This window comes from uncultured Aurantimicrobium sp. (assembly GCF_936931525.1).
Taxonomy (GTDB): domain Bacteria; phylum Actinomycetota; class Actinomycetes; order Actinomycetales; family Microbacteriaceae; genus Aurantimicrobium.
Map to the genome: position 1 here is coordinate 1 of NZ_CAKZII010000100.1, position 6,891 is coordinate 6,891.

Consider the following 6,891-nt stretch of genomic DNA (forward strand, 5'->3'; position numbering starts at 1 on the left):
GAGTGGATTGAGGGAACTCCGAAGAACGTCCTTGGTTTCCGCAATGGCGACGTGACGGTCTTCATCAACTACAGCGAGGAAGACTTTGTACTTCCCTCTGGAGACATCATCCTCGACAGTGCGCACTCGAGCTCTGGTGTTCTCGCACCAGCTAGTGCTGTGTGGATGGTCTAACTGCGCGACTCGTTTGCAGCCTTGCCAGCGTGCTGGACAAGGAAAGCGTAAGGATCAATAGGGACGTCATTGACGCGTATCTCTAAGTGGAGGTGCGGACCAGTGGTGACACCGGTCAAACCGATGTTTCCAACGAGGTCACCCTTTTCGACGGTGTCACCTGCCTTGAACGGCACTGAGTCCACCACCATGTGGCAGTAGACACTGGTGAATTTGTTTCCATCTACGTTGTGCTCAATAAAGACAGCAACACCACAGGTCGGACCTGGGTTTTCAACGAGAGAAACGATCCCGTCTGCGATCGAATAAATCGGTGTTCCATAGTCAGGATCAAAGTCGAGTCCGGTGTGGAAGTTGTAACGACCCCACAGGGTGCGGTCACCAAAGGGCGAAGAAATCTTTACTTCGCGCACTGGCCATTGCATTCCGTTGGTGGAAACAGGAACGTTTACCGACAGCTTCTTCACGGAGAAGGCACCCATTGTTGGGGCGGCCTGTGCAGCGGTGACGCTGACGCCATCACGGCCAACGCTTAAGGTTTCACCCGTGCCCTCAACAGTTTGTCCATCACCAATAGGTAATGCAGAGAGGCGGGCTTGCTCTGTCTGGATCGCAATTTCCTCAGGAGAAAGCAACGCGTTTGCAGGAACACTGGTCGCGATGGCGAGGCCAGCGACAAATGCCATCGCAACCATGCTGAAAATCTGAGCACCGCGTCGCTTGCGTGACTTCGGAGCAACAATCTGAGGCTGACCCGAACGGCGCTTGTGCTTGAGGCGCACCTTCACCGAAGGTGTTGGCTCTGCCGGAGTAGATGTCTGTGCAATCAGAGAAATTGGTGCCGGCAAGGACGCAGTGGTTGCCGGTGGTTCGGTAATCACTGGCTTCTGTTCAGTGACTGTGGGAGTAATGATGGGCATTCCCACGATGGGGGTGTTTGCCTCTGCTGCGACAGGGTCAGGAAGTTCAACGACAGGTTCGACGACAGTTGTCTGGACTTCAACATCAGCCAGTGGAGGTCTGTTGCTTCGATCGCGGCGCATCACCACGGGCTCTTCGCTCACGACAGGAGCAACTTCAGGCATTACTTGCTGGGCAGCAACTTCAGGTGTGGTGATTGTGCTGTTTTCACGCTCAGCTGCGCGCTGCTCTTCAGCCAGTCGTGCTTCTCGGGCACGGAGTTCACGTCGTGTCAGTGGCTGTGCAGGGTCACCAATTGAGCTCTGCTGGGTACCAGCAGAAATCTCACGGGGGTCCTGTGACACTGAAACTTATCCTTACGTGTTCATTACCGGGGCCTGTGCCCTGCGGGATGAAATATAACGGAATGGTTAACGCTACAGATGAAGCCTGAGAAAGACCACCTAGAAAGGTATTCAGAGAGTGAATTTTCCTAACTGAGCAGGAGTTTTTCTATTTGAGAAAACAAGTGGGTATTGGACGCCAACAGCATGTCTCGGCCTTCTGGAGCACCAGCTAGGCCTCCGACAACTCCGCCTGCTTCGCGAAGAACCAAGCTACCAGCGGCGTAATCCCAGGGCTTGGTGTCACGTTCGTAGTAAGCATCAAGCTGTCCAGAGGCCACAGCACACAGATCTAAGGAAGCTGCACCTGCACGGCGAATGTCGCGCACGGCGGGGAGAATACGGTTCAAAACCACAGCTTGCTCCGCACGAAGTTCAGAGCTGTAGGCAAAGCCGGTTGCTAACAAGGTGTGGGCCATCAGGGTTTCTTGGTTGACCGAAAGCTTTTCTGTCTTGCCCGCCTTGGTGAGGAAAGCACCGCCTCCCTGCGAGGCAAAGTAGAGCTCGTCATTCATCGGGTTGAACACCACACCAGCAAGCTGCTTCCAAGAACCTGGGTCTGGAGTGCCTTCGACCACGGCAATGCTCACGGCGAATTGAGGGATGCCGTAAAGGTAGTTGACCGTGCCATCAATGGGGTCAACAATCCAGGTGAGGCCTGAGGTCCCGGTGGAGTCACCGCCCTCTTCACCATAGAAGCCATCTTCGGGACGAAGATCAGCAAGTCGACCCTTGACGAACTCTTCGCACTCGCGGTCCGCGAACGTCACCACATCGATGGAGCTGGACTTGGTGTCTGCCACAACTACTCCCTCGCTTCGGCGACGAGCAATCAGCTCACCGGCTTCGAGTGCGATGGTGCGAGCAATGTCGAGAAGTTCTGCGGAGGTTACAGCCATGCTCCAAGGCTACAAGCCTTGTTGCAGGGGAATCCCCTTCCGGTTACGAATTCTGCTTTACTTAGGCCATGGCTAGACCCGCACTTAAAGCAAATGTCATGTTCTTTGGTTCGCTCCTGTTCATGGTTATTCCCACCGCACTTGTCTTGGTAATTGGCTGGAAATCTGCAGCTTCACTGGCGATGCTTGCCGCCATGGGTGGACTGTTCTCCATGATGGGATTACACGGCCGTGGAATGATTCTTCTCACCATCGCAACTGGGGTCAGCACTTTCGCTGCTTCTCTGGTGAGTGACAACCCGTGGGCCTCTGCCGGACTGATGCTGCTGTGTGGTGCAGGACTGGGTGCCGTCAACAAGTGGGGGTTGTCACTGTGGAACTTCATGTTCCCGGTGCTTGCCGCAGCGGTCATTGCCGACCCGCCCAAGGTAGCCACTGGCGCAGTGCCTAATGCTCTGCTCACCGCCGCTATCGCGATGGGCTGCCTCGTTGCAGCTGCTCTCCTCACAATGCTCTTAGTCAAGAAGCCTGTACAAACAGAAGTTAAGGTTTACCCGTTCAAGGTGAATCTGATGTATGCCGTGAACCTCGGTGTCCTCTTAGCCGGTGCGGGATACTTCTCCTCGGTCTACCGCCACGAACAGCTAGGGGTGTGGCTCACCCTCACCATCGTGATCATCCTGATCTACCCCTATGCAGGCCAGAGCACGAGTAGGGCAATTCAGCGCGCTGCAGGAACTATCTTGGGATTCCTTGTTGCCATTGGTGTCGGTGCCTCTGGACTTCCTGACTTCCTCTACTACGCAGCAGCTTTTGTGTTCCTCGAGATAGCCCTGCTCATGCGCATCACTCCCCACAAGAAGTATTGGGAATACGTCATGTTCCTCACCCCTGGCGTAGTGCTGATTTCTGGAAGTGCTTCAGATATTGTCGCCGTGTCACATAACAGGCTTTACGCAACGATCGTCGCGGCTATTGCCTGCCTTCTTGTGCTGGGTATTGAACGCCTCATGTTCTGGCGTGGTGGGCTCAATCAGCACGTCGAAGTGACAACCGCGACGACATAGATTTTGTCACCGACTCTGTGTTAAAGAAATTCACCCTGCTCCAAGACTGTTGTCCTGAAGCAGGGTGAATTGATGTGTGAGAACTACGCCTGGAAGGCGAGTGTTCCGTCGATATAGGTTTCGTTGACCACGATCTTGTCCCAGCTTGCTGGGTCAGATGTCCAGGGGTTGCTGTCGAGAACGGCGTAGTCTGCACGCTTGCCCACTTCAAGAGAACCGCGGTCGTTAGCGTGGATCTGCCACGCAGCGTTCGTGGTGATCCCAGCAAGCGCTTGAGCAGGAGTTGCACATTCGGCTGCGTTGAGCACTGAACCATCGGCCTGCAAGCGACGCAGCACTGCTGTTTGAGCGCTCAGCAGGGGGTGAACCTTGCTTACGTTGTAGTCAGAGTGAAGGCTGGTGTTAATACCCGCCTTGATTGCCGAAGCAACGCGGTCAAGTCGATCAGCACGCTCTGCACCCAGAATCGTGTCACGGAAGGCAGCGCCCCAATAGAGCACGTGGTTCATCAAGAAGGTTGCCGAGATGCCGAGCTTGGCAGTGCGCGCCAGCTGGTCATCAGTCGTGACGGAGTAGTGGATGAATGAGTGACGCAAATCAGCGTTAGCGCTGCCAGGAAGGATTTCTTCCATGGCTTCGAGGGCCATTTCCACCGCAGCGTCACCGTTGGTGTGCACGTTGATCTGCCATCCATCGTTCAGGCCGGCGCGAATCGCACCGCGCAATGTCTCAGGCGTCCAGTTGCCGTGACCACCGTTGTTTTCACCGAGATATGGCTGCATGAAGTAGCCGGAACGGCCCTGGTTAGATCCGTCTGCGACGACCTTCCAGGCATCTGCACGGACCATCTCGTCACCACTAAACGGAGTGACGCCAGCGTCCTTCCACGTTTGTGCAACCTGTTCTGGAGTCTTGCCAGCCATGATGGCGAATTGTGCTGTGGAAACACGTACGGGCAGACGCTTCACGCCATTGAGCTGGTGCAATGTCGCGAGTTCGCTCACGCCTGCAATGCTGCCGGTAGCACCTTCACGAAGAGAGGTAACTCCCTGCTTGGCACACTCGGTCAAAATTTCAGTGATGCCCGCTCCCACCTCAGCAGGAGTTGGCTTTGGCATTCCTCTGAGCATCATCATCAGGGCAGGGGCTTCACCAATAACGCCAGTGAGCTTGCCATCGGCGCGACCGAAGTTGCCACCAACTGGATCTGGAGTGTCGTACGTAACGCCAGCGGCCGCAAACGCAGCAGAGTTTGCGTAGAGGTAGTGCATCGACGCATTCATGACCACAACAGGGTTGTTGGGGCAAGCCGCATCAAGAATGTCGAGGGTCAGGTCAGGCTCGCCTGGGTACAAGCTGGGGTCAAACAACTTAGCGTAGACAAATTGTCCTGCTGGAGTCTGAGCAGCTGATGCCTTGATCGCGGCAACGACATCGTCGAATGTCGCACACACTTCGTGTGAAACATCGGTCCAGGTGAGGTTGAGCAGTGAGGTCCAGATGTGCATGTGAGGCTCGATAAGGCCAGGAACGACAATGCCCTCAGGTTTCACCGTCTTGGTGGAGGAATCAACAAGGCCTTCAACATCCTTGAGTGCACCGATGCCGATGATGGCTCCACCAGAGATAGCCATCGCTTCTGCCAAAGGGGCAGCAGGATTGCCTGTGGCAATCGTGCCGACGACCAAGATCTCAGCAGCAGCTCCAACAGCTTTCCCAGCAGCGTGATTCGCCGCGGTGACGCTTGTTCCGGCGGAGCTGATTGCAGCCCCGAGGTGATCTTGGGTAACGGGGTGTGCTGAGCAGCAACCTGCAGACATGGTGAACTCCTTCGTTTCGTTCGAAGTTCAAGCTACCAGTTGTAACTGAACGTTTGGTCTATACAGCGTGAAGGTTTCGTGACGCTGTGTGAATCACACTCCGAAGCGGTGAGTTCTCCGGAAGTAGGTCCATCACCGCAACCCCGTCAATGGGCTCCGCGAGTGGCTCAGCAAACTCAGCATGGGGCACCGCCTCGGATATATGCGACAGGAAGGAATCTTTCAGCTGCTGTGCTTTCATCATGTTTCCAGCCCAACTAAATCGGGGTGACTTGGTTCCTAACAATCCAACGCGTCGAGCACCGGTCACTGCTGAAATTGCCAACTCTCTACCTGCTTCCTCCACAATCGCGCGAGCAACGGCATCTTCTTGAGCATGCTCAATGACCTGCTGCGCGAAGGAGGCGATACGCGCCACCCGATCATGGCTCGTCTGTAACTCGATGTAGGCCTCTTCAGGGTGGGAGAAATTGTCTTTGAGTAGTGAGATCAACGAACTGTCTGCGATGCGTCCGTCATAGACACGCATGCCGGCATCAAGCCCAGCGCGACCAATCCAATACGCCGACCCTGCGTCACCGATGAGATTTCCCCAGCCATCGATGCGGGCCATCTCATTTACTCCAACAGCAAGAGTGACAACCCCAGTTCCCACCGCAGTCACTGTTCCGTTTTCTACTCCCATGCTTCCTAAGAAGCCGGTAATGGAGTCATGAGCTAGTGACACACGAAAAACAGTGGCAGGAAGTAACCCTAGAAGTTCCTCCGGCTTGCTCTGCGACGCCGTGAGTCCCGTCATCCCAATAGACAAAGAGACAGGAGAATTCACACTCGCCAGTGCCGAAGAAATGATGGTGGCAAGTTGTGGAAAGAGCTCCGAATCAGTCTTGAGACCAGGGAACTGTTGCGTGTGTTTTTCATCACCGCGGATCAGTAACGTTCGAACGCCGGTCTGCCCTGCATCCAGCGCAAGGGTGAAGTTTTCTCCCGACGAAGCATTCATGGCATTACCTTCCACACGCAGATGACTCTTCAATGAGCCTTCCCACAGGTTACTTGCTGAACATACTGATCCGTCGAAATGAGAGCTGAAAGTACATCCCCTTCGTGATTCATAATTGAGAGGTGAGTGCACAAGAAGTAATTCAGGATCTGCAGGAATTAGCAGACCCCGAAAGAGCAGCTCACTCTGCTGGTTACTTCAAAACCGGACCTGGCGAATATGGCGAAGGCGACATCTTTATCGGCCTCACCGTTCCCCAAGGACGAGAGATTGCTCAGAGACATAAGTCCCTTCCCCCTGCAGAAGCTCTTGAGCTTCTGCAGTCCCCTATCCACGAAGTGAGGCTGTGTGCTCTGCACATCTTGGTCAACCGTTACAAGCGCTCTAAGTCTGAGGTTGAGAAGGCAGAGCTCTTTGCGCTCTATCTCTCCAGCGTGCAGGCCGGATACGTCAATAACTGGGATCTGATCGACACCAGCGCTCCCACCTTCGGTGAGTTCTTGCTGCCAGATGAAAATAGACGAGAGCTACTCCTAGAACTCGCTCACAGTGAATCACTCTGGGAGCGCAGGCTCTCCATCATGTTCACCTTTGCGTTCATTCGTGCGCTGGAGTTCGATGATG

At 54.8% G+C, this 6,891-nt stretch carries 6 protein-coding genes; 2 read left to right on the forward strand and 4 right to left on the reverse strand.

The genetic code is table 11. From position 1 onward, the window contains the following. Positions 1-170: 170 nt before the first annotated feature. Complete coding sequence (locus tag Q0362_RS04770; protein WP_298120482.1) at positions 171-1,439, reverse strand: M23 family metallopeptidase; 1,269 nt, start codon at positions 1,437-1,439, stop codon at positions 171-173. A gap of 128 nt (positions 1,440-1,567) precedes the next feature. After that, entirely contained in the window at positions 1,568-2,377 is an 810-nt protein-coding gene (locus tag Q0362_RS04775; RefSeq protein WP_298120485.1) for an inositol monophosphatase family protein, read from the reverse strand. Between the two features lie 68 nt (positions 2,378-2,445). Between Q0362_RS04775 and Q0362_RS04780 the strand changes: the two genes are divergently transcribed. Then, entirely contained in the window at positions 2,446-3,444 is a 999-nt protein-coding gene (locus Q0362_RS04780; RefSeq protein WP_298120488.1) for an FUSC family protein, read from the forward strand. Between the two features lie 83 nt (positions 3,445-3,527). Here the strand turns inward: Q0362_RS04780 and Q0362_RS04785 are convergent, their stop codons facing one another. Continuing rightward, complete coding sequence (locus tag Q0362_RS04785) at positions 3,528-5,264, reverse strand: amidohydrolase (RefSeq protein WP_298120490.1); 1,737 nt, start codon at positions 5,262-5,264, stop codon at positions 3,528-3,530. 58 nt (positions 5,265-5,322) lie between these two features. Next, positions 5,323-6,267, reverse strand: coding sequence for an N-acetylglucosamine kinase (locus Q0362_RS04790; protein WP_298120493.1), 945 nt, complete (start codon positions 6,265-6,267; stop codon positions 5,323-5,325). 122 nt (positions 6,268-6,389) lie between these two features. Between Q0362_RS04790 and Q0362_RS04795 the strand changes: the two genes are divergently transcribed. Continuing rightward, on the forward strand, positions 6,390-6,891 hold a 502-nt coding region (locus Q0362_RS04795), incomplete at its 3' end, for a DNA alkylation repair protein (RefSeq protein ID WP_298120495.1).